Raw genomic sequence first — 24,492 nt, forward strand, 5'->3', positions numbered from 1 at the left:
GAGATGTCCTCAGCCCTTGAGTCCGCCCGCGAAGCCCTTGATCACATAGCGCTGGAGCAGCACGAACACCGCCAGGACCGGCAGTGCGGCCAGCACCAGTCCGGCGAAGACGAGTCCGTAGTCGGAGACGTACTGGCCGACGAAGGCGAAGATGCCGACGGGCACGGTCTCCTTGCCGGACCCGCCCAGGTACAGCAGCGGGGTGAAGAAGTCGTTCCAGACGAACACGGCGTTCAGGATGATCACGGTGCCGGTGACGGGACGCAGCAGGGGGAAGACGATCCGGGTGAACGCCTGCCGGTGGTCGCAGCCGTCGATGAGCGCGGCCTGTGCGTAGTCCTGCGGAAGGGCCCGGATGAATCCGGTGTAGAGGAAGACGGTGAATGGCAGTTGGATGCCCGTGTAGAAGAGCACCATGCCCTGGTACGTGCCCAGCCAGCCCAGGCCGTCGACGAGTTCGTACAGCGGGATCATGCCGAGCTGGAACGGCAGCACGATGCCCAGCAGGAACAGGATGTACAGCCCGTAGCCGAGGCCGCGGGCGCGGCGCGCGAGGTAGTAGGCCCCCGTGGAACCCAGCACGACGAGGAGCAGCAGACTCGCCGCGGTGATGACGGTGCTGTTGAGCAGGGCGGGCCCCAGCGACGCGGAGGACCAGGCGTCGCCGAAATTGGCGAAGGTGGGCGGGGAGGGCGGCGAGAGGGGCGAGTCGGAGATCTGCCGGGGGTCCTTCAGCGCCAGGGTGACCAGGGCGTACACCGGGAAGAGGAACACGACCGCGACCGCGATCAGGACCAGTTCCAGGGCGTACCGCCCGTACCGCGGTCTGCGGCCCCTGCGCGCCCCGCGTCCGGATTTCCGCCGTGCGGGTCCGCGGGTCGTTGCGGTGCTCACGCGGTGACCTCCCTCGCACGCAGACAGCGGAGCTGGACCAGGGAGACCGCGGCGACGAACAGCGCGAGTACGAGGGCGACAGCGGTGCTGTAGCCGAACTTCCCGTAGACGAACGCTTCCTTGTACAGCACGGTCGACAGCGTCTCGCTGGAGGTGCCGGGGCCGCCGTTGGTGGCGGCGTAGACCTGGTCGAAGAGTTTGAGACCGCCGATGGTCGACAGCATGAGGTTGATCGTCAGGGCCGGGGCCAGCAGCGGCCAGGTGACATGGCGGAATCGCTGCCAGGAGCCCGCGCCGTCGATCTTCGCGGCCTCGTGGAGTTCGGCGGGCACCCCCTGGAGGCCGGCGAGGAAGACGACCATCGAGTAGCCGGCGTACTGCCACACGACCATCGCCGCCACCGACCACAGGGCGAGCGAGGGATCGCCCAGCCAGTCCTGCCGCAGACCGCCGAGCCCGATCGCGCCGAGGACACCGTTGAGTCCGGCGCCGTTGTCGGGGTTGTAGACGTACTTCCACAGGATCGCGACCATGACCGGGCTGACGACGGCGGGCGCGAAGAAGATCAGCCGCAGCAGCGCGCGGGACTTGATCTCGGTGTGGACGCCGAGCGCGAGCAGCAGACCGGCACCGTTCTGGACGACGACCACGGCCGAGGTGAGCAGCAGTGTGTTGCCGACGGACTCCAGGGCCCGGCTGTCGTCGAGCAGGGTGCGGAAGTTGTCCAGGCCGGTGAAGGAGAAGCCGCCGATGCCGGACCAGTCGGTGAAGGCGTACAGCACCCCCGCAAGGCTCGGGTACAGGACGACTAGGGCGTACACGCCGAGCGCCGGGACCACGAAGATCCATGGCGGGGCGGTGTGGTCGCGGCGCCGGACCGGGCGGCCGGAGCCGGTCCGCGGCCCGTCCCCGGCCTTGCCGACCGTGCCCGGGACGGCCCTCTCGGAGGTGCTCGTCACGATTTCTTCCCGTAGGCCTCGTCCATCTGTCCCAGAGCGCCGTCGACGTCCGTCCTGCCGGCCAGCAGGTTCTGTACGGCGGCGAAATGGGCGGGCTGCACCTCGGCGTTGGGCCAGCTCTGGTCCATGAACGGAACGGCGCGGTTGTCGTCGATGAGGGGCAGGAAGCCCTTGAGGACGGGATCGATCGCGGTGGACGGGCCGCGCCTGAACGGGATCGCGGCGACGGACCGCGCCCAGCGGTCCACGTTCTCCTGCCTGCCGAGGAATTCGATGAACCCCCTCGCCCCGGCTCCCTCGGCGGACCGTGCGGAGACCCCGAGGCCGACGACGACGCCCGCCGGAATCCACAGATTCGCCGCGTCGTCACCGCCGGGGAACGGGAACATGCCGAGATCGTCCGGTTTCCTCGTGGCCTGGCGGAAGTTGGCGAGTACGGCGGAGACCTGGACGGCCATCGCGGCCTTGCCGCTCGCGACCAACGAGGTCTGCTGTTCGTACGTCGTTCCGTTGGGGTTGTCGTTGAAGAAGCCCCGGCGCTGCAACTCCTGGTACTTGCCCATCGCGTCGGCCCACCCGGAGCCGCGGAAGTGTGCCTTTCCGGCGGCCATCTCGGTGTCGAAGCCGGGATTCTTCGCGTAGACGGCGTTGGGGACCAGCGCGTACGTGATCAGTTGGGTGACCCAGGGGGTCTGGGCGCCGAGCGCGATCGGAATCACGCCCCTGGCCTTCAACGCGGCACAGACGTCGAGCAGTTCGCTCCATGTTCCGGGCGGCTCGACTCCGGCCCCCGCGAAGGCGTTCTTGTTGTAGATGGCGCCGATGACGCTGCTTCCCGCCGAATACAGATACGTCTTGCCCTCGTAGCGGTACGCCGGGTGGAAACTCGCCGGGACCTCCTTCGTCCATGCCTGGCCGCTGAGGTCGGCGAGCAGGCCGGCCTTGGCCAGCTCGACCATGGACATGGCACTGCCGCTGCCGGGATACAGCACATGGACATCGGGGGCGTTGCCCCCAGCGAGCTGGGTGCGCACCACCGTCTGCACCTGGTCCGTGGGTGCGAAGGAGGTGGCGAACTCGTCGTCCGGGTGGGACTCGCGGTACAGCGCGACGAGCTCCTCGACCGGCTTCTGCTGGTCGGCGACACCGACGACGCGCAGCTTGCCGGAGCCGCGACCCGAATCCGAGCAGGCCGTCAGGGCGGGCGGAAGGGCGGCGAGCGCCGCGGCGCCGCCGCCGATGCGGAGAAACCCCCGGCGGCCGATCGCGCCCCGGCCCGGCCGGCTGTGAGAACCCGTCGTCATGGTGTGTCCTCCTCGTGCGAACGTGCGGACGATGGTTTCGCCGCCGGTCCCGGCATGCGTCGGCCGGGGGTGAGCGACGGCCGGGCCGTCGGGGTCGTGCCGGCGCCGCCAACGGCCGGCGGACAGGTCGCGGTGAAGCGGTAGGTGCCCGAGGACACGCGGTGGAGAACGTGGTCGGAGGCGGTCGCGAGCAGTGTGATGTGACGGTCGCCGACTCCGGGGACCGCACCCGATTCGCGGACCGAGCGCGGGTCCGTGGTGGGCACGTACACATCGGCGGTGGCACCGGGCGGCACCCGTACGCACAGGGCGAGCCGGCCGCCCCGCCTCTCCCAGCTCACCTCGACGGTGCCGCGGACCGATTCGTGACGGGCGCTCGCGCGGCGCAGGGCACCGGGGCGGGGCCGGATCCGCAGATGCCGGTATCCGGTGGAGTCCGGAGCCTGGTCGAGCCCGGCGACACCGCGGTAGAGCCATTCGCCGATCGAACCGAGCGCGTAGTGGTTGAAGGAGTTCATCGCAGGTGCGCGGAACCCCGCTTCGGGGGTCCATCCGTCCCAGCGTTCCCAGATCGTGGTGGCGCCGTGCCGCAGCGGAAACCGCCACGACGGCACTTCGTCGCGGTTCAGCAGTGCGTGAGCGAGGTCGGCCCGCCCGTGGGCGTCGAGGACGGGGGCCGCGAGCGCCACCCCGAGGAAGCCGGTCACGAGGGCGGGCCCGGCCGACTCGACGAGTTCGGCGAGACGGTGTGCGGCGCCTTCGACGAGGTCGTCGGGCAGCAACTCATGAGCCAGCGCAAGGAGATAGCCGGTCTGGGTGTCCCCTGTGATGCGTACGGCGTCGGGCCCGGCGGCGGTGCGCTCGACGGTGACGAAGCACTCGGTGAACGCGCGGCGGATGCCGTCGGCCAGCCGGTGGTAGTGGTCCCCGACGTCCGTGTGGCCCAGGACGTCGGCCGCCTTCGCCGTGAGCCGGGCACTGTGCGCGAAACAGGCCGTGGCGACGACGTCGCGCGGGGTGGGGGTACCGGGGGCGAGCCAGTCGGAGAAGTGCGGACCCACCCGCCTGCGCCAGACCAGATCCGGATTGTGACGGCGGATCAGATCGACCCAGGCGCGCATGCCCTCCAGCGCCCGGCCGAGGAAGCGCGGATCGTCGTAGGTGCGGTAGAGGTGCCACGGGATGATCACACCCGCGTCGCCCCAGCCCGGCGCGCCTTCGTCGCACACGCCCACGAGACGCGGGGCGACGTTGCTGAAGCCGCCGTCGGGGCTGCGGGCGTCGTCGATGTCGCGCAGCCACTTGGTGAAGAACGCGGCGACATCCGCGTTGAGCGCGGCCGTGGGCAGGAAGACCTGCGCGTCGGCCAGCCAGCCGAGCCGCTCGTCGCGCTGCGGACAGTCCGTGGGAACACTGACGAAGTTCGAGCGCTGCCCCCACACGACACAGTGGTGGAGCCGGCGGAGCCCGGCGTCCGAGCAGTCGAACTCGCCGGCCCACGGGGTGTCGCTGTGCAGCACCACGGCGACGACGTCGGACTCGGACAGCTCCGGGAGCCCGCTGATCTCCGCGTACCGGAACCCGTGGTACGTGAAGCGCGGCTCGAACACGAAGTGCCGCCGCCCGTCCCCGATGAGCACATCGGTCGCGGCGGCGGTCCGCAAATTGGCCGTGTACAGCCGGTGCGACGCGTCCAGAACCTCGGCGTGGCGGATCACCACCCGTGCCCCGGCGGCGAGTTCACCGATCCGCAGCCGCACCCGCCCGGCGAGGTTCTGGCCGAAATCGACGACATGGGTGTCCGGGGAGACACGTCTGATCGAGGACGGGCGCAGCTCGGCGGTCGCCCGCACGGGCTCGTCGACGGATGCCACGAGCCGACGGCGATCGGTGTCCGTGACCAGGGCCGGGGACCAGCCGCCGTCGTCGAAGCCGGGCAGCTCCCAGCCGTCGCAGGCGTGCCGCAGATCGTGGCACTCGCCCATCAGCAGATCCGCGTGGCGGATGACTCCCGTGCTCGTCCGCCATGCCCCGTCGGTGACGATCGCGGCGCTCCGGCCGTCCGGATACGTGAGGTGAAGTTCCGCCAGGAACTGCGGGAACGAGCCGTAGTGCGCCCCGGCCCGGCGCGGTTCGAACCCGACGAACCCGCTCCACCAGCCGTCGGCGACGGTCGCGGCGAGCACGTTCTCGCCCTCACGCAGCAAGTCGCCCACGTCGTACGTCTGGTACTGGACGCGGCGGTGGTAATCGGTCCAGCCGGGCGCGAGTTCGGCGTCACCGATCCGTACGCCGTTGAGCCGGACCTCGTACAGGCCGCGCGCGCTGACATGGAGCCGGGCGCGCGCGCCCGGCGAGGCGGTGAAGGCGCGGCGCAGTACGGGGCACGGGGCGAGCCCGTGGTGGTCGAGGGCCGACTCGCCCTCGGTGGGTGCGTCCATGACCTCGACCGGACGCGGGTCGTGAGTGATCCACGACGCCTGCCACGCCGCGGGTCCGGTGAAGGCCGTCTCGAACCAGGACGTGGCCTCGGCGGGCGCCGCCGTTCCGGCCGGCCAGACGGAGACCCGCCAGTGATAGCGCGTACGGCCCCGGAGGGCGGGCCCGGCGTATACGGCGGCGGTCGCACGGGAGTCCGCCACCCGGCCCGTGTCCCAGAGGAGTTGACGGCACCCGTCCAGGTCCTCGGGGCGTTCGGCGACGCGGACCCGGTAGGCCACGGGGTCGTCTCCGCGGCGGTCGGACGCCAGCCGCCAGGAGAGCCGGGGCGCGGGTTCGTCGATTCCCAGCGGGGCCGTGCGGTGCTCGCACCGCAGGCCGTACGGCCGGAGCGGCCGGCCCTCGGGACGACGGCCGGCCGCTGCTCCTTCGGCGGGACGGGAGGCGGGCACATCCGCTGCCGGGGAGCCGGACACGAGCATGTCCTTCCGTCGCACCGATTTTCCCGATGTGAAATCTAACGTTAATTCTGTGGCGTGGAGACTATGAGCAGCCCCGGGGGGTGTCAAGGGTGCCGCCGAACCGGCGCCCGACCGCCCCGGGGAATCGCTGATGCCTCCCCAACTGACCCCTTGTGAACGGTATTGCGGCCATCGGCGCGTGGTCTTGTGGCGTGTGATTCCCCTGTGATATCCAGCCTGTGATTACCACATGAGCAGACGTGAAATCACGCGCCGATCCCACCTCGTACCGCACGGGATCCCGCCCGACGAAGGGACGAGCTTCATGCGAATGAACAGTGGGGCAGGCGGCACCGGAGGGTTCGGCAGACGAGCGATGCTCGGCGGGACGGTCGGCATGGCCCTCGCCGCGGCCGGCCTGTCGGCGGGCAGCGCCTGGGGCGACACGCCCTTCCATGACGACCCGTTCACGCTGGGAGTCGCCTCCGGCGATCCCTGGCCGGACGGATTCGTGCTGTGGACCCGTCTCGCGCCCCAGCCCCTGGCTCCGGACGGGGCCGGCGGCATGCCGCCGTACTCCGTCGACGTCCAGTGGGAGGTCGCCCGCGACGAACGCTTCCGGTCCGTCGTACGCCGGGGACGGACCCGGGCGGTACCCGAGCTCGCCCACTCCGTCCACATCGAGGTCTCCGGACTCCAGCCGGGCCGGCACTATTACTACCGCTTCCGCGCGGGCGGTGTGCACAGCCCCGTCGGCCGCACCCGCACCGCGCCCCCGCCGCACAGCCGTCCCAAGGAACTCGATTTCGCCTTCGTCTCCTGCCAGGCCTGGTTCGAAGGCTTCTACACCGCCTACCGGCACCTTGCCGAGGAGGACGTCGACCTGGTCCTGCACCTCGGCGACTACATCTACGAGAACGCCATCGACGCCATGGGCGGCGTACGCAACGTCCCGGTCGCGGCCGAACTGCGTCCCGAGCCGATGGACCTCGTCCAGTACCGCAACCGCCACGCCCTCCACCGCTTCGACCCCGACCTCATCGCCGCCCACCGGGTCCACCCCTTCGCCGTCGTCTGGGACGACCACGAGGTCGAGGACAACTGGGCCCGCGACAGGTCCAAGGCCGACACCGAACCCGATCAGGACCCCGCCGTCTTCCGGCAGCGCGCGGCGGCGGCCTTCCAGGCGTACTACGAACATCTGCCGCTGCGGCTGCCGAACAAGCCGAACGGCTTCGAGGCCCGGATGTACCGCAGCCTGCGCTACGGCCGGATGGCCACCTTCCATATCCTCGACACCAGGCTCTTCCGCGACGACCAGCCCTGCGGCGACGGGACCAGGAGCGGCTGCGACGAGCGGCTGGCACCCGGCCGCACGATCCTCGGACCGGAACAGGAGCAGTGGCTCCACCGCGGCCTCGGACGTTCCGACACGACGTGGAACATGATCTCCCAACAGGTTCCCGTGGCCCAGGTCGACACCGATCCCGGCCCCGGCCAGTCGTTCGTGATGGACTTCTGGGACGGCTACGTTGACGCGCGCCGACGGCTGTTCAAGGAGATCACCGCCCGCGGCGTCAGCAACCCCGTCGTCCTCACCGGCGACATGCACCGTCACCTCGCCGCCGATCTCAAGCAGGACTTCGACGACCCGGAATCACCCACGATCGGCGTCGAGTTCGTCGGTTCGTCCATCTCCACCACGAAGGACGGGACGGATCTGGATCCTTCCGGGGCCCGGCTCCTCGCGGCCAACGAACACATCAAGTTCACCAACTTCCAGCGCGGCTACGTACGCTGCGCGCTCACCCGGGAGAGCTGCCGTGCCGACTTCCGGGTCCTCCCCTACGTCACCACCCCCGGCGCCCCCGTCTCGACCCGCACCTCGCTCGTGACCGAGGCGGGCCGCCCCGGGATCCAGCCCGCCTGAGAAGCACCGGCCGCCCCCTGCCGGGAGAGCGGCAGGGGGCGGATCGTGCCGGGCGCGTCCCTCGCCCGGCACTCGGCCCCGTCACCGCCCGCGCGGACGGCGACGGGGGGCCCGGTCAGGGAGCGGTGCCCCAGGAGAGGGTGCCGCCCACGTAGACGGCGATCTTCGAGGCGTCGGCGTAGGCCGTGTTGGTGGCGTGGCTGTAGTCGTCGGCCTCGTCGAAGTTCGACCAGTCGGTCTTGTTCAGCCGCAGCTGGATCTCCCCGGTGGAGGCGCCCGCCGCGAGACTGCCGCTGCCGAACCCGACCTCCAGGTAGTGGCTGGCCCCCGTGGCGGAACCACCCGTCGAGGACACACCGTGGGTCACGTCGGAGCAGCCGGTGACCGCGTAGTCGCACGCGGTGGAGAAGGTGCTCGCCCCGGCCTCCGGCGTGAACCAGTACCGCACCTTCACCGTGGACAGGTCCACCGCGGCGGAACCGGTGTTGACCAGTTGCAGACCCATCCGGATCTGGTTGTCGGTGGCCGAGGAATCGGTGTTCTTGTACTGGACCTTGAGTGTCCCGGTCCCGGTGCCGCCGCCCTGGTCGGTCGTGGCCGGGACCGCCGCGGAAGCCGCCGAGACATTGCCGGCCGCATCCCGCGCCCTGACGGTGTAGCTGTACGCGGTCGAGGCCGTCAGGCCCGTGTCCGTGTAGGACGTCGACGCGGACGAACCCACCTTCGTTCCCGCGCGGTAGACGTCGTACGCGGTCACCCCCGTGTCGTCGGTCGACGCCGTCCAGGACAGCGACACGCTGCCACTGGTCTTCCCCGTGACCTTCAGACCCGTGGGCGCAGTGGGCGCCTGGGTGTCGTCACCGCCGCCGCTGCCGCCCAGCGGCGGGTAGGCGTTGCGTACCAGCTCCTGGAACTGCGCGGAGAACCAGTGGCCCGCGAGCGGGGAGTTCGCCAGGGCACCGGTCAGATTGTTCCCGTTGCGGCCGTTGCCGGTGTACGTGGGGTCGCACATCCGGTCGAAGCCCTTGCCCTCGTCGTTGTCGATGGGCTGGCTGTTGCCGTCCGACTCGCCCGGGGGCTTCGCCCATACGTAGGCGTCGATGCCGGGCTCGGGGGCGCCGGCGGGCCGCTCACCGATACCAGCGCCGCTCTGGTTGCACCAGTTGCCCGCGTGGATGCGCCGGTCGACACGGCCTCCGTTGACATAGTCGTCCACATTGGTCAGCGGTCCCGCGGCGGTGGGCCGGGCGGAACCGCCCCAGCCGTTGCGGGCCGTGTCGATCAGCATCCCGATGTCCGAGGCGAAGCCCTGGCTGACCAGCTCGGTGCGCAGCGCCTGCGCGAACGACAGCTCATCGACGTAGTAGTTCCAGTCCACCCACTTGGACTGGCGCACCGTGGTGCCGTTCACCGTGTCGGTGACCTTGAAGTTCGGCTCCTTCAGGGCCGAGTAGTTGGCCGTGTTGACGATGAAGCCCTGGACGTCGGCGACCGTGGCGCCCTCCGACGTCGCGGCCTTCTTGAATTCCTGCGCCGCCGGGACGAAGTTGGAGTCCCAGCCCAGCCAGCCGTGGTGGGCGGCATCGACGTAGTTGTAGACGTTGGAAATGGCACCGAGGGTGTGCAGGGCGTAGCCGACACCCTTCTCGTAGTTGCCGTTCGCCTTCATCGTCGCGCAGGCGTCGGTGGACCCGTCCGTGCCGCCGGCGTTGGTGACCAGGTTCGGCAGCGAGTCCGGCTCGATGATGGTGACGATGCGCAGACTCGCGTAGGCCGGGTCGGCCAGGATGGCGGCGATCGGATCGATGTACTCGGTCTTGTACCGGTCGATCTCGGTGGGGCCGAGCTCGCCGTTGGAGGCCAGTGCGGCGCAGTCCCGTCCGGGCAGGTCGTAGATGACCACCTGGAAGAGGTTCGCGCCCTGGTCCAGCGCGGCGTCGAGGTGCTCGCGCAGACTCATCGCGTCGCCCGAGCCCTCGATGGCCGCGATGCGGTCCATCCAGACGAAGGAGGGTTCGTCGGCGATGGCGCCGCCGCCCGGTTCTGCCGCCGCCTTGGCGGACCAGTCGGGGTTCACATACGCGGTGGCGCCCACGTAGGGGTTGTCGACCCGGGCTGCGGCCTGCGCCGTCGAGGGTATGGCCACCGCCAGCGCCGCGCCCATCGCCAGGGCGGAGAGCGCGGCCAGCTTTCGGCGTACTCCGTGCGGGGTGGTGCCTCTGGTTCTCATTGCGGCTCCGTGCTCCTCTCGTACGCCTGCGGAGGTACCCGCAGGCGGGTTCGCGGGGTGTTGAGCAGGGGCGGCGGCCCGGTCAGGGCGCGGTGCCCCACACCAGGGCCCCGTCGACATGGACGGTGACCTTCGGTGCGTCGGTGAACGAGGCGCCGGTGGTGCGGCTGTAGTCGTCGGTCTCGTCGAAGGCCGACCGGTCGGCCTTGTTGAGGTGCAGCTGGATCTCGCCGGTGGTGGCGCCCGCCGCCGGCGTGCCGCCGCCGAATCCGGCCTCCAGGTAGTGGTCGGCGCCCGGACCGGCGGCGGAAGCGGGCTGCACCCGGTGGGTGACGGTGGAGCAGCCGAGGACGGCGCAGTCGCACGAGGTGCCGTAGGCGGTGGCGCCGGATTCACCGCTGAACCGGTCGCGGACGGTGACATCGCTCAGGTCCACCGGGGCCGTGCCGGTGTTGACCAGTCGCAGTCCGGGCCCGATCCGGTTGTCGCCCGGCGCCGCGTCGTTGTTCTTGTACTGCGCCTTCAGCGCGCCGGCCGTGCCGCCGCTCCTCGCGCTCGCCTCGAAGGCGAACTCGTTCATCCCGAGCCCCTGGCCGCCCTGCCAGATCTCGAACCCGGCCTCCGCGTCGATCAGATAGTGCGCGGGATTGATGGCGCCGCGCGTGACACCGTCGTCGATCAGGCCCTTCACATCGAAGTCGGTCAGCTCGGTGGCGCCGTTCTGGAGGACGTACGAGATCACCTTCCAGCCCGAGGCGCCCGGACCCGTCCAGACGTCCCAGTTCCGGCCGTCGAGCTGCACGGTCGCGGTGCGCGCCCCGATCGGCTGCACGCCACCGCGGTGGTTCATCCAGATCATCAGCTCGGTGCCGTCCGGCTGGCCGTCCGTGACCGGTGCGGAGTCGAACCAGATGTCCATCGCCACGTTGTACGCGCCGGAAGCGACCTGGGTGGTCGACCAGTTGGTGCGCACGCTGCCCAACTCGGCGACACGCAAGGGCAGTCCGCTGTCCGTCGTGCACGCGCCCCAGTGGCAGCCCCGGTAACTGGCGGGGTACGTGGCCGGGGCGCCGTTCGTCGGGAGCGCGAACGAGGCATCGGTGACGCTCCAGGCGCCCGTCGCCGGGTCGGCCTCGACGCACTGCCGGGCTTCGGAGTTCCACTCGTTCTGCTGGTAGACGTACTCGCCTCCCCGCAGTTCAGTGGTTCCCCACTGGGTGCAGTCGGTGACCGGTGCGGCCGACGCGGGCGGGGCGCCGGTGAGCATCGAGGCCGCTGCGAGCAGCAGCGACGCCGCCGCTGCGACGAGCACCGGCAGCCGGCGGCCGGTGCGCCCGGCCGGTGTGCGGCGGCTCCTCACGGCTCGACTCCCCAGGCCAGGGCGGAGCCGAGGTACGCCGCGATCCTCGGGGCGTCGGCGTACGCGGTGTTGGCGGCGTGGCTGTAGTCGTCGGCCTCGTCGAAGTCGGACCAGTCGGTCTTGTTCAGGCGCAGCTGGAGCTCGCCCGTCGAGGCGCCCGCTGCCAGCGTGCCCGCGCCTGCGGTGAAGCCGACCTCCAGACAGCGCTCGGCACCCGCCTTCGGGGCTGCGACAGCGGCCACCCTGTGAATGACGTTGGACGAACCGAGCGCCGCGTAGTCGCAGTTGGTGCTGAACGTGCTCGCGCCGCCCTCGGAGGTGAACCAGTACCGGACCGTCACCGTGGACAGGTCCACGGGGGCGTTGCCGGTGTTCAGGAGTTGCAGACCGAGCCGGATCTGGTTGTCGGTGGCCGAGGAGTCGGTGTTCTTGTACTGGACCTTCACCGCGCCGCTGCCACCGCTGCCCGCCTTCGTGGTCGCGGACACGGCGGCGGAGAGCGCCGAGGTGTTGCCGCCCGCGTCCCGCGCGGCCACCGCATAGCTGTACTCGGTGGCCGCGGCGAGGCCCGTGTCGGTGAACGCCGGCGTCGTCGCGTTCCCGGCGAGCACCCCGTTGCGGTAGACGTCGTAGCCCGTCACCCCGACGTTGTCGGTGGCGGCCGACCAGGAGAGCGACACGCTGTTGCTCGTCGTGGCGGTCACGGTGAGTCCACCGGGCACGGTCGGCGCCTCGGTGTCCCCGCCGCTGCCGCCCCCTTCCACCAGCAGCTCGGCGTAGATCGCGAAGGCCAGCGCAAGCGCCGCCTGGGCCCAGAAGCGGTGATAGGTGAAGGTGGGCGCCGCACCGCCGTCCAGATAGGCCTGGACCTTCGGCCAGTCCGGGTCGTCCCGGTACCAGGTCCGGATGCCGGTGAAGGTGGCGCCCGGCTCGACGGTGTCGCCGTTCGGCATGGTGCCCGACCATCCCGACGGGACGTACACCTCGTCCTTGAACCGCTTGTAGTCGGCCCTGGTCTCCGGCACCGCGATGCCCTTGGCATCGGCGTTCAGCGCCATCGCGTCGAGGAGGGCCTTGGCCAGTGAGCCCGCGGCCCGGTCGCCCGACTTCGCGGCGTAGTAGGTGAGCGTCTTGACGTACGCGGCGCCCACGCCGACGTCGTTGGAGTAGTCGACCACCGACACGTGCAGCCCGGCGTTCTTCCCGGGGGACGCCGGGTTCCAGGTGTCCGGCTTCCCCGTCCAGCTCAGCGTGGAGGGGAAGCGGTAGCTGCCGTCCGCGCCGACCGTCGTCTCGCCGGAGGCCCACGCGACCCACTTGTCCAGCACGGCCCCGGCGGTCGCGTTGCCGGTGACGTAGTAGTACGCGGCGACCCGCTCCATGCCCCACGCCTGGAAGCCGAACCAGTTGTTGCTCGGCGGGTCGTGGTACACCGGCTGCCAGTCGTAGGCCATGCCGTAGAAGGTGGGGGTGCCGGCCGGCGGCGTGCCGTACTGCCCCTCCCAGCTGTTGGTGCACCCGCCCGCGAACGCGCCCTCGCCGGACTGCAGCCAGGCCAGGAACTCCAGTTGCCGGGTCAGGCTCTTCGCCCAGTCCGTCCTGGCCGTGGCCGACTTCGGAGTGAGCGCGGGTACGTTGGACAGCGCCCAGGCGGAGAGCGGGTTCTGGTACCCCTGGTGGGAGGCGCCGTCACCGATGCGCCAGGCCCAGCCGCCGCTGCTGCCGGCCGCGGCGCCGCCCCAGGCGTAGTACCAGGACAGCAGGTAGTGCTGCGAGTCACGGCCGGAGGCGGCGGGGCAGGAGTCGGGGGCGGTGCAGTCGCCGACGCGCTTGAAGTATTTGTCGAACATGGCGTAGCGGAGGTAGTCGCCCATCCTGGCGGCCTTCGCCACCGAAGCCGCGACCTCGCCCTCCTTGCCCTGCGCCGAGGCCCAGCGGTAGGCCCAGTAGGCGGCCTGGACCGCGCGGGCATCGGCGTCCGGGGCGTTGGTGTACTTCCACTGCTTGGCGTAGTTCTGGTCGCCGACGAACAGATCGAGATAGCCGTTCGGGCCGCCGTACGCGAAGAGGTCGGTGGTGGGCTGCGGGATGGTCTCCCACACCGACTCCTGCGAGCCGCGCTGGTAGGAGTTGATGAACGAAGGACCGGCGCCCGGGCCCGACTCGCCGCCGGTGCCCGGCTTGTTGCCGTAGCCGTAGGTGTTGTCCAGGTCCATCAGCCAGTGCATGCCGTCCTTGATCTTGCCGTACTGGGTGAGGAACGCCTGGGTGTACGGGTCGTCGCCCGCGGCGCGCCGGGCGGCGCCGCGGGCCGCCGGTGCGGCGGGAGCGGCTGCGACGGCGCCCTGGGCCAGGCCCAGGGTGAGCAGACCGCCGCCCAGCGCGCTGCTGAACGTTCTACGGGATATCGACACAAATCCTCCAGTGGCGGGTGTCGTGGGGGAGGGGTGGAGGGATGGGGGCGGCGGCGCGGTGGTGCGGAACGGGTCCGGGCGGCGTACGGGCCCGATGCCCCGGGCGGGGATCACCGCAGGGGCGCACGGCGGCCGTTGTGTGCAAGTCTTGATTGTGGGAGCGCTCCCAAGGTGGCGTGGTGATGCGCACCTGTCAAGGCTCAAATCACAACTGCTTTACGGCTCGGTCGACCTGAAGCCCCGGCACGGGCCCGGCCCGTGCCGCACAACCGCTGATGGCAGACGGTGCGCCCGGGCCGGAATCGTGTGGTCCGTCGGCGCGGGATCGGGCGCGTCACCGAACGGTGAGCGACCCCTTCATGTACGGATGAATAGTGCAGATGTACGGGTAGGTGCCGGGCTTGGCCGGGGCAGTGAAGGCGGCCGTCTTCCCGGGCGCGGTATCACCGGTGTCGAACGTCTTCCCGTTGGTGGCGGCCACCGGTCGAGCCCGGTTGCGGCGGGCCGGACTCGGAGGCCGCGGTTCCCGGGGCGGAGGCCGCTTCCGGCGGGGACGCCGGGGCCCGCTGTCCGCCGGTACTCCACCCGGACCCGCCGGCGGCCCCCGGAGGGTGGGACCGCGGCGCGGCGCCTTGCCCGGCGCCGACTTCCAAGATCATCTTGCCGGGTTCCCGCAGACCGGGCGTCCTGGACATGGGGGGACACCCCCAGGTCCGTTGCCGAGATCCCCCGGGCCATCGCGGGGACGCCCCGCAACCCCCGTATCCCCGGTACCCCCGAGTCACAGGAGTTCTCCGATGCGCCTGCGTGCCGCTCTCGCCGCCGCCGCCCTGCTCACCCTCACCGCCGCGGGGTCCGCCGCGGCCGCCCGGTCCGGCGCCCCGTTGCCGGAGCGCAGACTCTTCCTCACCGTCTCGGGCAGCGCGAACACCTGGATCCGCGGCGTCGAGCTGATCTGCCCGCCCGCCCCGGACACCCGGCACCCCGAGGCGGCCGCCGCCTGCGCGGCGATCGACGAAGCCGCAGGCGACCTGGACGACCTGCCCGGTGACCCGCACCTGTGCACCAAGGTGTACGACCCGGTGACGGCCACCGCCACCGGCAGGTGGGACGGGCGGCCCGTCGCCTGGCGGAAGACGTTCCCCAACGCCTGCGAGCTGGGCGTGGCCACCGGACCGGTCTTCCGCTTCTGAACCCGGTCGTTCAGCCCGGTCGTCCTGAGCCGGACGAGCCGACCGGCTCAGGATTCGCGCGTCGTGGCCATCCCCAGCGTGATCAGCCCGAGGACCACCCACCCGAACCAGAGCCAGCCACTGCTCCCCAGCGCCACCGTGTAGGCGGTGACCGCCACCAGGGCCACCACGGTGATCACGCCCATGGTCTTCGTGGATCCGGACATGCCCGCACCCTCCTCATCGGCCATATGGCCGTGGATGCCATCGTCACCCCGGAGGCATGCCCACCGCTACTGCCCGCGCGCCTGCAACGAGGCGAGATAGGCGTTGTACGCCTGCAGCTCCTGGTCCCCGTTCCGGTCGGCCGCACGGTCGGAGCGCTTGGCCGTCCGCTGCTCGGAGCGGTACCACTGGAAGACCAGCGCGATCAGCACCAGTACCGACGGGATCTCGCTGAACGCCCAGGCGATGCCGCCCGCCCAGTTCTGATCGCTCAGCGCGTCGATGCCGAGCGAGGCCGGCGGATGCTTGTACGTGTCCACCATCGGCGTCGTCGCCATCATCAGCGCGATGCCGAAGAACGCGTGGAACGGCATCCCCGCGAACAGCTCCAGCATCCGCATCACATAACCGGGCCGGTGCGGCCCCGGGTCGACGCCCATGATCGGCCAGAAGAACACCAGGCCGACCGCGAGGAAGTGCACCATCATCGCGATGTGTCCGGTCTTCGAACCCATCAGGAAATCGAAGAGCGGGGTGAAGTACAGCGCGTACAGGCTGGCGATGAAGAGCGGAATCGTGAAGACCGGATGCGTGATGACCCTCATGTACCGGCTGTGCAGCAGCATCAGCAGCAGCTCGCGCGGGCCGGTGCGGCCACGCCCCGCGACCGGGAGCGCCCGCAGCGCCAGGGTCACCGGAGCACCCAGCAGCAGCAGGATCGGCGACAGCATGCTGATCACCATGTGCTGCACCATGTGCACGCTAAACATGACCATGCCGTAGTCGTTCAGCTTGGTGCACATCACCAGGGCGATGGACAGCACACCGACGACGAAGAAGACGATCCGGCCGGTCGGCCAGCTGTCCCCGCGCCCGCGCAGCCGCAGCACGGCGTACCCGTACAGGCCGACCGCGAGAACGCAGCCGATGAGGAAGAACGGGTCCGCGGAGAATTGGAGCCCGCGCCCCAGCGTGAACGGCGGTAGATCCATGTTCATGCCGTGCCCGCTGTGATCCATCTGTTCACTCCCGCTGGGGACGTCCCCGTTTCGTGCCGGTTGTCCCGACCAGAGTAGAACTGCCCCCGGCCGCACGTGCGGCCGGGGGCAGTTCGTCGGACCGGGTGTCGCTCAGAGCACGCACTCCGCCTCGGCGTACCGCTCGGCCGGGACCGTCTTCAGGGTCTCCACGGCCTCACCCAGCGGCACCATCACGATGTCCGTGCCGCGCAGCGCCGTCATCATGCCGAACTCGCCGCGGTGCGCGGCCTCCACCGCGTGCCAGCCGAAACGGGTGGCGAGCACCCGGTCGTACGCGGTCGGGGTGCCGCCGCGCTGCACATGGCCGAGGATCACCGGGCGGGCCTCCTTGCCGAGGCGCTGCTCCAGCTCGGTGGAGAGCTGCGTCGCGACCCCGGCGAACCGCTCGTGGCCGTAGATGTCCGTGGTGCCCCGCTCGATCTCCATGGAGGAGCCCTGGCGCGGCTTGGCGCCCTCGGCGACGACCACGATCGCGAACTTCTTGCCGGCCGAGAAGCGCTTGCCGACCAGTTCGGTCAGCTCGTCGATGTCGAAGGGCCGCTCGGGCACGACGATGGCATGCGCACCGGCGGCCATGCCCGAGTGCAGGGCGATCCAGCCGGTGTGGCGGCCCATGACCTCGACGATGAGCACCCGCTGGTGCGATTCGGCGGTCGTCTTCAGCCGGTCGAGGGCTTCGGTGGCGACCCCGACGGCGGTGTCGAAGCCGAACGTCACATCGGTGGAGGCGATGTCGTTGTCGATCGTCTTCGGCACGCCGACGATCGGCAGGCCCGCCTCGGAGAGCAGGTTGGCCGCCTTCAGCGTGCCCTCGCCGCCGATCGGGATGATCGCGTCGAGACCGAGATCGGCGACATGGCCCCTGGCCTGTTCGACGCCGCCCCGCAGATGGGCGGGCTGGACCCGGGAGGAGCCGAGGATCGTACCGCCGCGGGCGAGAATGCCGCCGACCGCGTCGAGGTCGAGCTTGCGGTAGTCGCACTCGAGGAGACCCTTCCACCCGTCGTGGAAGCCGATGACCTCGTCGCCGTGGTCGACCACCGCGCGATGCACGACGGAGCGGATGACGGCATTCAGGCCGGGGCAGTCGCCGCCGGAGGTGAGCACACCAATTCGCATTGCCCGGGAAACCTTTGCAACGTGGGCCGACGACCGGACCACGTCGTCCGGTTGGATCCCCGCCACCCTACCGGCGCAGGGTGGCGGGGCCGAACCGGGCGTCCGCCTGCTGGACGCCGCTCAGCTGAGCGAAATGGGCCTCATCAGGCGGGCTGGGTCGCCGACGCGATGCGCTCGGCGCGCAGCGCCTCGTACCAGCGGTCGTCCGTCGGCGGCAGGGCGTTGACATCGAGCGCCAGCTTCAGCAGCAGATCCGCGATCAGGGGGTTCCGCGCCATCACGGGACCGTGCATGTACGTACCGAAGACGGTGTCGTTGTACGCGCCCTCGGTGCCGTCGCCGGTGCCGTTGCCCCGGCCGAACTGCACCCGGGCGAACGGGCGTGCCGTCGGGCCGAGATGGGTGACGCCCTGGTGGTTCTCGAAACCGGTCAGCGGCGGCAGGTTGAGGTGCGGGTCGATGTCGGCCAGTACGTCACCGACGCACCGGGCCCCCTCGCCTCGCGTGGAGACCACGTCGAGCAGACCGAGACCGGCCTCGCGCTCACCGAGGTCGTTGATGAACTCATGGCCGAGGATCTGGTACCCGGCGCAGACCGAGAAGATGATCGCGCCGTTGGACGCGGCCCGGCTGAGCCCGCCGTCGCGGCGCAGCCGCTCCGCGGCGAGCCGCTGCGGACGGTCCTCGCCGCCGCCGATCAGGTAGATGTCACCGGACGTCGGGACCGGCTGGTCGCTGCGGACGTCGACGCGCTGCACGTCGAGACCGCGCTGCCGGGCCCGGCGCTCCACCACGAGCGCGTTGCCCTGGTCGCCGTAGGTGCTGAGGAGGTCGGGGTAGACCCAGACCAGACGCAGACCGTTGTTGCTCATGCTTCGTCCTCTCCGGAGGTGGCCGCGGCCGGGGTCAGTTGCCGACACGACGGCGCAGGTCCTGGAAGGCGGTGTAGTTGGCGATGACCTCGATACGGCCGGGCGGGGCCTGCTGCACGGCCTCGTCGAGGTTCTCGCAGACCCGGAAGTCGAGACCGGCCACTTCGAGACGGACCGCGAGGTCCAGCTTGCGGTCGCCGAGCACGAAGATCGGGTGACCGGCGAGCTGGGTGTAGTCCACGTCCCACAGCCAGGAGGTGTCCGTACCGTCCGCGCCGCGGGCGTTGACGGAGAGGATCACCGGGGTGGGCGGCGGGTCGATCAGCGAGAACGTTTCGAGCCAGCCCGCCGGGTTCTTCGCCAGCAGCAGCCGCAGCTCACGGCCGAGGAAGCTGACCACGTCGTAGCGGCCCGCGACGGCCTGCACCTGGTACATGCGCTCCAGCGCCACCTGCGGCGGCACACCGAAGACGGCGGCCACGGCGGCGGAGCTGGTGGCATTGGCCTTGTTGGCGCGGCCGGGCAGCTGGAGGTGGATCGGCCACGCCGATCCGTGCGGGTCCAGGACGTAGTCGCCGTGCAGCACCCAGCTCGGGGCGGGGCGGCGGAATCCGCACTCGCCGCAGAACCAGTCGTCGCCGGGGCGCTGCATCACACCGCCGCAGGACGGGCAGGACCAGGCGTCGTCCTTCCACGCCTGCCCGGCCGCGACCCACACCACATTGGGGGAGGAGGACGCCGCCCAGACGATCAGCGGGTCGTCGGCGTTCGCGACGATCACGGCCTTCGAGCCGGACAGCCCCTCACGCCACTTCTCCGCGAGCATCCGGGTCTCCGCGGCGCGGTCGAGCTGGTCGCGGGAGAGGTTGAGCAGCGCGATCACCTTGGGCGTCGTGTCGCGCGCGACCCCGGCGAGGTACTTCTCGTCGACCTCTATGACGCCGTATTTCGCGTCCGAGCCGCCCGCCAGTGCCGAGGTGATGCCCGCCGGCATGTTCGCGCCGAGCGCGTTGGACACGACCGGGCCCGCGGCCCGCAGTGCCTCCGCGATCAGCCGGGTCGTCGTCGTCTTGCCGTTCGTCGCCGACACGAGGATCACGTCCAGGTGCTGCGCCAGCCGCCCCAGCAGGTCGGGGTCGAGCTTGAGCGCCACCCGGCCGCCGATCACCGATCCGCTGCCGCGCCCCGCGGCGCGGGACACCGCCGCCGCGGCCTTACCCGCCGTCACGGCCAGCTTGGCCCGCGGCGACAACGGCTCCGTGTTGCCTGCCATCGTCCTAGATCCTCCTTGCATCGGTCCATGCCCAGCCTATCGATGTCCGGCGCGGCGACCGCACCGCGGCACCGCCGGGGAGGTGGAGGTCACGTGGAACGTACGATTGCCGCCATGCGAAACCGCCCGATCCCCGGCAGTTCCGGACTGATTCGTGCCATGAGTCTGCTCGGTGATCCGGTGCTGCACGGAGCCTGCGAACCCGTCACGGACTTCGGTCCCTCGCTCGCCCGCCTCGTCGAGGACATGTACGCCACCATGTACGCGGCCCAGGGCGTCGGGCTCGCGGCCAATCAGGTCGGCGTTCCGCTGCGGGTGTTCGTCTACGACTGCCCGGACGACGACGACGTCCGGCACCTCGGACATCTCGTCAACCCGAAACTGGTCGAGGCGGACGGCATCACCGTACGCGGTCCGGAGGGCTGCCTGTCGCTGCCCGGGATCGAGGCCGGCACCCCGCGCTTCGACCGTGCCGTCGTCGAGGGCACGACCGTCGGGGGCGAGCCGGTACGGATCACCGGGACCGGCTTCTTCGCCCGTTGCCTCCAGCACGAGTGCGACCATCTCGACGGCATGGTCTACACGGACCGGCTGACCGGGCTGCGCCGGTCGAGGGCGCTGCGCGCGGCCCGCCGGGCTCCCTGGGCGAAGGGCGGCTGACCGCACGGCGCCTCAGAACCCCGGGCCGCCGGGCCGGTCGCGCGCGTCGGCCAGTCTGCCCCACAGCAGATCCGCCAGGCTGCGCACCAACTGCTCGCGGGAGCAAGGGCGTTCACCGAGCCACCAGTCGCCCGCGGCGTGCATCATGCCGACGATGCCGTGGCCCCAGATGCGGGCCATGGCCTCGTTGTCCGGGCCCAGGTCCACCCGCTCGGCTATCACCAGGGCCAGTTCCTCGCCGAGTCTGCGCAGCAGTGGCGCGGAGTGCCGTCCGACGTCGAAACCCTGCTCGGTCGAGGGCGCCGAGTCGTCGGACGGGTGCATCAGGAAGCGGTAGACCTGTGGGCGGGCCTCGATCGCCGCCAGGTAGGTGTCGAGCGTCGACTCCACGCGCCGGCGGCGCTCGGCGGGTGCGTCCAGCGCCGCCCGCAGGGCGATCAGCAGGGCGTCGGTGTGGCGCTTGGCGAGGGCCCGGTAGAGGCCGCCCTTGTCGCCGAAATGCCGGTAGAGGATGGGCTTGGTGATTCCGGCCTCCGCCGCGATGGCGTTCATCGAGGCGCCCGGTCCGTCCCTGAGCACCACGCGGTCGGCGGCTTCGAGCAGCTCGCGGCGGCGGCTCTCGGCCGCTGTCCGCTGCCGCTCGGCCTGTCGTGTGCTCTCCATGTCGTCTCTCCCCGCCCCTGGCCACGCACATTGCGTCCTGCCTGCGCAACGTAACACCCTGCCCGGCGGACTGCGGATGGGCACCCGGGCGGTTGACAGAGGCTACTTGTCGGTAACAGACTGCGGTTACCGCAAGTAACGAGTGGTTTTTCAGGGTAGTACGTGGAGGGGAACATGGCGGAGTTCACGCTCGAACTCAACGACGACCAGAAGCAGGTCCGTGACTGGCTTCACGGCTTCGCCGCGGATGTGATCCGCCCCGCGGCTTCGGAGTGGGACGAGCGTGAGGAGACGCCCTGGCCCGTCATCCAGGAGGCGGCCAAGGTCGGCATCTACTCCCTCGACTTCTACGCCCAGCAGTTCTTCGACCCGACGGGTCTCGGCATCCCGATGGCGATGGAGGAGCTCTTCTGGGGGGACGCGGGCATCGCCCTGTCGATCGTCGGTACGGGCCTGGCGGCCGTGGGCGTCCTCGCCAACGGCACCGAGGAGCAGATCGGCACCTGGATCCCGCAGATGTACGGCGACGCCGACGACGTCAAGGTCGCGGCCTTCTGCTCCTCCGAGCCGGACGCGGGTTCCGACGTCGCCTCGATGCGCACCCGTGCGGTGTACGACCGGGCCAAGGACGAGTGGGTGCTGAACGGCACCAAGACCTGGGCGACCAACGGCGGAATCGCCAACGTCCATGTCGTCGTCGCCGTGGTCGACCCGGAGCTCGGCTCCAAGGGGCACGCCTCGTTCATCGTGCCGCCGGACACCCCCGGCCTCTCCCAGGGCCAGAAGTTCAAGAAGCACGGCATCCGCGCCTCGCACACCGCCGAGGTCGTCCTCGAGGACGTCCGCGTCCCCGGCCACTGCCTGCTCGGCGGCAAGGAGAAGCTCGACCAGCGCCTGGCCCGGGCCCGCGAGCGCGCCGCGTCCGGTGGCGAGCGGGTGAAGAACGCGGCGATGGCGACCTTCGAGGCCTCCCGCCCCGCGGTCGGCGCCATGGCGGTCGGTACCGCCCGTGCGGCGTACGAGGTCGCGCTGGACTACGCGAAGACCCGCACCCAGTTCGGCCGGCCGATCATCGACAACCAGGGCATCGCCTTCCAGCTCGCCGACATGCGCACGCAGATCGACGCGGCCCGGCTGCTGGTCTGGCGTGCCTCCTGGATGGCGGCCACCGGCAAGCCGTTCACCTCGGCCGAGGGCTCCATGTCCAAGCTGTACGCGAGCGAGACGGCGAAGAAGGTCACCGCGCAGGCCGTCCAGATCCTCGGCGGCAACGGCTTCACCCGTGAGTACCCGGTGGAGCGGATGCACCGGGACGCGGCGATCTACACGATCTTCGAGGGTACGAGCGAGATCCAGCGTCTGGTGATCGCCCGCACCCTCTCGGGCATGCCGATCCGCTGACGGGGTGCGCGGCGGTGGTGTGCGCGGCTCACGCCCGCAGGGCCCCCACCCCACCGTCCTCGGTGGCCGGACGGGCCGGAATTGCGGCCCGTCCGGCCACCGAGGGGAAGAGCGGTCGTCCGGTGGTGAGGACGGAACCGGTCAGGCGGGCAGCTGGGACTCGATGGCGGCGACGAGCTCCGGTGCCTCCGGCTCCGTGCGCGGGCGAAGACGCGCGACCGGCTCGCCCGCCGGCGAGATGAGGAACTTCTCGAAGTTCCACTGGACGTCACCGGCCTCGCCGTCCTCGTCCGCGAGGGCGGTCAGCTCGGCGTAGAGCGGGTGGCGTTCCGCGCCGTTCACGTCGGTCTTCTCCAGCAGCGGGAAGCTGACACCGTACGTCGTCGAGCAGAAGGTCTGGATCTCCTCCGCGCTTCCCGGCTCCTGGCCGGCGAACTGGTTGCACGGCACACCGAGCACGGTGAAGCCGCGGTCCCCGTAAGCCTTCTGGAGCCGTTCCAGGCCCGCGTACTGCGGCGTGAGCCCGCACTTCGACGCGACGTTCACCAACAGGACCGCCCGGCCGCGGTAGTCGGCCAGGGAGGTGGGCTCGCCGGTGAGCGTGCGCAGGGGGATGTCGTACAGCGTCATGAGGCTCTCCTTGTGAGGGTGGCTTCCACAGCCATTGTCGTGCCCACTGGTTGATCACCGTGAACCCGAACTCCCGAACGCCCGGCTGTTCGGATCCAGCGGCCGGGCCGCGGGTGCCCCGGGTGCGGGACAACGGCCCGTCGGCGACCCGTAGGTGCGCCTGACGATTCTGCCTACGAGGCCGCGGACGGCCCCGCCGCCCGTTTCGGCGACCCCTGCGCGGCGCCGGCCGCCTTGTAGTAGAGCGTCGTCGGTCTCAGGGTCCCGGCCGGGTCGGCGGCGTAGTCCGGAATCGATCCGCACTCCGTCCAGCCCGCCGAACGGTAGAGCCGTTCGGCGGGGCTGCCGCTCTCGGTGTCCAGCACCAGCAGTGTGATCCCCTCCTCGGCGGCCGACCGCTCGGCAGCGGCCAGCAGCGACCGGCCGAGCCCCTGACCGCGGGCCGACGGACGGACCATCAGCTTGGCGATCTCCGCCCGGTGGCGGGCGTTCGGCAGCGGAGCCCGGACCAGGCCGATGGTCCCCGCCACCCGTTCCGCGTCCCGGGCGATCCAGACCCGGAGGTCTCCGGCGTCGACGGCCCCGGCCCTCTCCCGCCACCAGGCGGCCGCCGCGCCGCGGTCCAGGGGCGCGAGGAAACCCACCGACGATCCACCGTCCACGGTCTCCACCAGAAGGGCGGCCAACTCATCGGCGTAGGTGACCAGTCCGGGCCCGGAAACCGGAACGATCTCGGTCATGAGGCAGGTCCTCTCAGGGATTTGGCGGCTTTCGCGGCCTTCAGGGATTGCACGGATGTCACGGCAGGACGATCATCAGCGCGTAGCGGACCCGATCCGGCCCGGGGCAGTGGAAACGCGAGGGGCCGCGCAGCAGGAAGCGCAGGCAGTCGCCGCTGTGCACGGTGTGCACGGTGTCGTCGACGGTGATCTCGACCGTCCCCTCCAGCACCCAGACGTGCTGCTCCACGCCGGACACGGGTGCGCTCTCGTACGCGATGGCGGCTCCCGCGTCGAGGGTGCCCTCGACGAGCTCCGCGCGCAGGCCGGTGTGGGGCGGCGAGACCGAGCGGCGTACGAAGCCCGATGCCTCGTCCCGCCACACCGGCTGCCGCGCGGCGGGGACCAGTTGCGGTGGCTCCGCCTCGACCTCCATCAGCAGCCGGGACATCGTCCGGCCGTAGACCGTGCACAACGTGCCGAGCAGGGCGGCGGTCGGGCTCAGCTCGCCCCGCTCCAGCCGGGACAGCGTGGAGCGGCTCACCCCGCTGCGCCGGGACAGTTCGTCCAGCGACCAGCCGCGTCCGGTGCGCAGTTCGCCCAGCCGCACGGCGAGCCGGGCGTCGACGGAGCCGGGCTCCGCCTCTTCGATATCTCTCACGACAGGGATGATATCTCTGGTCAGAGAAAATGCCTGGAGTGACGGCCGGGACACGGTCGTTCTGCT

The 24,492-nt window shown here is 70.8% G+C and carries 21 protein-coding genes; 4 read left to right on the forward strand and 17 right to left on the reverse strand.

The genetic code is table 11. The annotated features are described in order from the left end of the window. Positions 1-9: 9 nt before the first annotated feature. From ACIOMQ_RS28220 to ACIOMQ_RS28235, 4 genes are read right to left on the reverse strand one after another with little or no spacing between them, the layout of a single operon-like run. Positions 10-894 carry a carbohydrate ABC transporter permease gene (locus ACIOMQ_RS28220; RefSeq protein ID WP_401266909.1) on the reverse strand — a complete coding sequence of 295 codons (885 nt, stop codon included), beginning with the start codon at positions 892-894 and terminating at the stop codon, positions 10-12. Beyond that, positions 891-1,853: a sugar ABC transporter permease gene (locus tag ACIOMQ_RS28225; RefSeq protein ID WP_362206196.1), complete on the reverse strand. Its 963-nt coding sequence runs from the start codon at positions 1,851-1,853 to the stop codon at positions 891-893. The genes ACIOMQ_RS28220 and ACIOMQ_RS28225 overlap by 4 nt, the downstream gene beginning before the upstream one ends. After that, on the reverse strand, positions 1,850-3,157 hold the full coding sequence (locus ACIOMQ_RS28230) for an extracellular solute-binding protein (protein WP_362206195.1): 1,308 nt from the start codon (positions 3,155-3,157) through the stop codon (positions 1,850-1,852). Before ACIOMQ_RS28230 ends, ACIOMQ_RS28225 begins: the two co-directional genes overlap by 4 nt. Continuing rightward, positions 3,154-6,072 (reverse strand): family 78 glycoside hydrolase catalytic domain, encoded by a 2,919-nt coding sequence (locus ACIOMQ_RS28235; RefSeq protein WP_402190896.1) that lies wholly within the window; start codon positions 6,070-6,072, stop codon positions 3,154-3,156. Before ACIOMQ_RS28235 ends, ACIOMQ_RS28230 begins: the two co-directional genes overlap by 4 nt. Positions 6,073-6,388: 316 nt before the next feature. Between ACIOMQ_RS28235 and ACIOMQ_RS28240 the strand changes: the two genes are divergently transcribed. Further along, positions 6,389-7,987, forward strand: coding sequence for an alkaline phosphatase D family protein (locus ACIOMQ_RS28240; RefSeq protein ID WP_402190900.1), 1,599 nt, complete (start codon positions 6,389-6,391; stop codon positions 7,985-7,987). Between the two features lie 115 nt (positions 7,988-8,102). Here the strand turns inward: ACIOMQ_RS28240 and ACIOMQ_RS28245 are convergent, their stop codons facing one another. The 4 genes from ACIOMQ_RS28245 to ACIOMQ_RS28260 form a co-directional block, all read right to left on the reverse strand. Continuing rightward, entirely contained in the window at positions 8,103-10,217 is a 2,115-nt protein-coding gene (locus ACIOMQ_RS28245) for a glycoside hydrolase family 6 protein (protein WP_401757528.1), read from the reverse strand. Positions 10,218-10,299: 82 nt separating this feature from the next. Then, entirely contained in the window at positions 10,300-11,577 is a 1,278-nt protein-coding gene (locus ACIOMQ_RS28250) for a cellulose binding domain-containing protein (RefSeq protein ID WP_401757529.1), read from the reverse strand. Then, complete coding sequence (locus ACIOMQ_RS28255) at positions 11,574-13,991, reverse strand: glycoside hydrolase family 48 protein (protein WP_402190902.1); 2,418 nt, start codon at positions 13,989-13,991, stop codon at positions 11,574-11,576. The genes ACIOMQ_RS28250 and ACIOMQ_RS28255 overlap by 4 nt, the downstream gene beginning before the upstream one ends. 334 nt (positions 13,992-14,325) lie before the next feature. Further along, the gene (locus tag ACIOMQ_RS28260; protein ID WP_362206190.1) at positions 14,326-14,472 is read right to left on the reverse strand and encodes a cupredoxin domain-containing protein; all 147 of its coding nucleotides are present in this window, start codon (positions 14,470-14,472) and stop codon (positions 14,326-14,328) included. Between the two features lie 316 nt (positions 14,473-14,788). Between ACIOMQ_RS28260 and ACIOMQ_RS28265 the strand changes: the two genes are divergently transcribed. After that, positions 14,789-15,184, forward strand: a complete 396-nt coding sequence (locus ACIOMQ_RS28265) for an SSI family serine proteinase inhibitor (RefSeq protein ID WP_402190905.1) — start codon at positions 14,789-14,791, stop codon at positions 15,182-15,184. 47 nt (positions 15,185-15,231) lie between these two features. On the opposite strand, the gene ACIOMQ_RS28270 is transcribed toward ACIOMQ_RS28265, so the two are convergent. The 5 genes from ACIOMQ_RS28270 to ACIOMQ_RS28290 form a co-directional block, all read right to left on the reverse strand. Beyond that, complete coding sequence (locus tag ACIOMQ_RS28270; protein WP_362206188.1) at positions 15,232-15,390, reverse strand: hypothetical protein; 159 nt, start codon at positions 15,388-15,390, stop codon at positions 15,232-15,234. Positions 15,391-15,456: 66 nt separating this feature from the next. Continuing rightward, entirely contained in the window at positions 15,457-16,407 is a 951-nt protein-coding gene (locus ACIOMQ_RS28275) for a cytochrome c oxidase assembly protein (RefSeq protein ID WP_362206187.1), read from the reverse strand. Positions 16,408-16,518: 111 nt separating this feature from the next. Beyond that, positions 16,519-17,547: a 6-phosphofructokinase gene (locus ACIOMQ_RS28280; protein WP_362206186.1), complete on the reverse strand. Its 1,029-nt coding sequence runs from the start codon at positions 17,545-17,547 to the stop codon at positions 16,519-16,521. A gap of 143 nt (positions 17,548-17,690) precedes the next feature. Beyond that, the gene (locus ACIOMQ_RS28285) at positions 17,691-18,419 is read right to left on the reverse strand and encodes a glutamine amidotransferase (RefSeq protein WP_362206185.1); all 729 of its coding nucleotides are present in this window, start codon (positions 18,417-18,419) and stop codon (positions 17,691-17,693) included. A gap of 34 nt (positions 18,420-18,453) precedes the next feature. Then, positions 18,454-19,692, reverse strand: a complete 1,239-nt coding sequence (locus tag ACIOMQ_RS28290; protein WP_093893409.1) for a MurT ligase domain-containing protein — start codon at positions 19,690-19,692, stop codon at positions 18,454-18,456. 114 nt (positions 19,693-19,806) lie between these two features. Here ACIOMQ_RS28290 and def point away from each other — a divergent pair, with 114 nt between their 5' ends. After that, positions 19,807-20,352 carry a peptide deformylase gene (gene def / locus ACIOMQ_RS28295; protein WP_362206184.1) on the forward strand — a complete coding sequence of 182 codons (546 nt, stop codon included), beginning with the start codon at positions 19,807-19,809 and terminating at the stop codon, positions 20,350-20,352. 12 nt (positions 20,353-20,364) lie between these two features. On the opposite strand, the gene ACIOMQ_RS28300 is transcribed toward def, so the two are convergent. After that, positions 20,365-21,015, reverse strand: coding sequence for a TetR family transcriptional regulator (locus ACIOMQ_RS28300; RefSeq protein ID WP_362206183.1), 651 nt, complete (start codon positions 21,013-21,015; stop codon positions 20,365-20,367). A 174-nt stretch (positions 21,016-21,189) separates the two neighbouring features. On the opposite strand from ACIOMQ_RS28300, the gene ACIOMQ_RS28305 reads away from it, so the two are divergent. Continuing rightward, complete coding sequence (locus tag ACIOMQ_RS28305; RefSeq protein WP_401266932.1) at positions 21,190-22,416, forward strand: acyl-CoA dehydrogenase family protein; 1,227 nt, start codon at positions 21,190-21,192, stop codon at positions 22,414-22,416. Between the two features lie 141 nt (positions 22,417-22,557). Here the strand turns inward: ACIOMQ_RS28305 and ACIOMQ_RS28310 are convergent, their stop codons facing one another. The 3 genes from ACIOMQ_RS28310 to ACIOMQ_RS28320 form a co-directional block, all read right to left on the reverse strand. Continuing rightward, the gene (locus ACIOMQ_RS28310; RefSeq protein WP_362206181.1) at positions 22,558-23,046 is read right to left on the reverse strand and encodes a glutathione peroxidase; all 489 of its coding nucleotides are present in this window, start codon (positions 23,044-23,046) and stop codon (positions 22,558-22,560) included. Between the two features lie 173 nt (positions 23,047-23,219). After that, complete coding sequence (locus tag ACIOMQ_RS28315) at positions 23,220-23,786, reverse strand: GNAT family N-acetyltransferase (protein WP_362206180.1); 567 nt, start codon at positions 23,784-23,786, stop codon at positions 23,220-23,222. Positions 23,787-23,844: 58 nt separating this feature from the next. Next, positions 23,845-24,426, reverse strand: a complete 582-nt coding sequence (locus ACIOMQ_RS28320) for a helix-turn-helix domain-containing protein (RefSeq protein WP_401757533.1) — start codon at positions 24,424-24,426, stop codon at positions 23,845-23,847. Between the last annotated feature and the right edge of the window lie 66 nt (positions 24,427-24,492).

It is taken from the genome of Streptomyces sp. NPDC087845 (assembly GCF_044742755.1).
GTDB lineage: Bacteria > Actinomycetota > Actinomycetes > Streptomycetales > Streptomycetaceae > Streptomyces.